The organism is Polaromonas sp. P1_G2 (genome assembly GCF_056405515.1).
In genome coordinates, this window is record NZ_JBFUBY010000481.1 from 1 (window position 1) to 1,600 (window position 1,600).

At 60.9% G+C, this 1,600-nt stretch carries 2 protein-coding genes; one reads left to right on the forward strand and one right to left on the reverse strand.

Annotation, left to right across the window (positions count from 1 at the left end; genetic code table 11):
- Positions 1 to 50: 50 nt before the first annotated feature.
- A complete protein-coding gene (locus tag AC1D0P_RS25470; protein WP_477679278.1) occupies positions 51 to 356 on the reverse strand; it encodes a LexA family protein in 306 nt (101 codons plus the stop codon).
- A gap of 45 nt (positions 357 to 401) precedes the next feature.
- On the opposite strand from AC1D0P_RS25470, the gene AC1D0P_RS25475 reads away from it, so the two are divergent.
- Positions 402 to 1,526: an IS630 family transposase gene (locus tag AC1D0P_RS25475; RefSeq protein ID WP_477679279.1), complete on the forward strand. Its 1,125-nt coding sequence runs from the start codon at positions 402 to 404 to the stop codon at positions 1,524 to 1,526.
- Positions 1,527 to 1,600: the final 74 nt, after the last annotated feature.

The window sequence follows — 1,600 nt, forward strand, 5'->3', positions numbered from 1 at the left end:
CACTTCGAGAACCCATGCATAGGCGGTCATCTCAATCCTCCTTCTTGATGCTAGTACCTCTGCACAGAGGATTTGACGGTTTGGTTTGGCTGCAATGTTGGCAGGCAGTTGTGGTGGATGAGTAGTTCGACACTGCGTGCGATGCGTGGCTGCCTGCGGATCAGGCCGTTGCTTTCGAGCGTGAGCAGCATCTGGTGGACGGATGGCGGGGTRACGCCGAAATAGCGTTGYAGRTCGCGTTCGGCCGGTGCGCGCCCATTGATCTGGCTGTAGGCCCAGATAAAGGCGAGATACTGGCCCTGCTTGTCRGTGAAGCGCGGCGCCTCTGGCAACTTTTGGTCAAGTAATTGATTCATTTTTCGATTCATCCGGGACCTCCATACCCAAAGGAGGCCTTGCGGATGAATATACGCTATCGTGTCGATCTCGACCAAGCCGAACGCGACGAACTTAYGAGCCTACTGAGCGCTGGCAAGCATGCGGCACGCAAGCTCAAGCGGGCGCAGATCCTGCTGGCCGCCGATGCTGGCCTGGGCGACGAGGCGATTGCCGCCACCGTGGTGGCCAGCGGCTCGACGGTCTATCGCACCAGGCGTCGCTTCGTGGAGATGGGCCTTGAGGCGGCGCTTAGCGAAGAGGCGCGCCCTGGTGCGGAGCGCAAGCTGACCGGCAAGGAAGAAGCGCTGCTGGTGGCCACCGCCTGCTCCAGCCCACCGCCGGGCTGCAGCCGCTGGACACTGCAGTTGCTGGCCGACGCGTTCGTCAGGCTGACCGAGCATGAACAGCTGTCGCGTGAGACGGTACGCCGGCGCCTGGTCGAAAACGATCTCAAGCCATGGCGCAGGGACATGTGGTGTATCCCCAAGATCGACGCCGAATATGTCGCGCGCATGGAGGATGTGCTTGACCTCTATGCCGAAGAGCCCGACCCGGCACGGCCTGTGGTGTGCTTCGACGAAAGCCCGACCCAACTCATTGGCGAAGTGCGGCTGCCGATCCCAGCCGCACCAGGCCGGTTGGAGCGTTACGACTGCGAATACAAGCGCAACGGCACCGCCAACTTGTTCGTCTTCCTTGATGCTCACCGATCCTGGCGCAAGGTAAAAGTCACTGCCCGGCGTACGGCCGACGACTTCGCCCAATGCATGCGCGATCTCGTCGATCTGCACCATCCCGGGGCCGAGACCATCCGTGTCGTGCTCGACAATCTGTCGACCCACACACCGGCCGCCCTCTACCAGGCCCTGCCGGCCTGCGAGGCGCGCCGTATCCTGAGACGCCTGGAATTCCATTACACGCCCAAGCATGCCAGTTGGCTCAACATGGTCGAGATCGAAATCGGCGTGTTGCGCGGCCAATGTCTTAACCGCCGCATCGAAAGCCACGATCGCCTCATCGCCGAAGTCGCCGCTTGGGAACACCGACGCAATCAAAGTGGAGCCCGCATCAAATGGATGTTCTCAACCGAGCAAGCCCGCGCCAAACTTGCCAAAGCATACCCAAACCCAATCGCCAAAGAGTCATAATCTCTGTGCAGAGGTACTAGGTCCTCCTGCACGGCGCCTTCGCTTTGCGTAACCATGCGTCCTCCTCCCAGAGC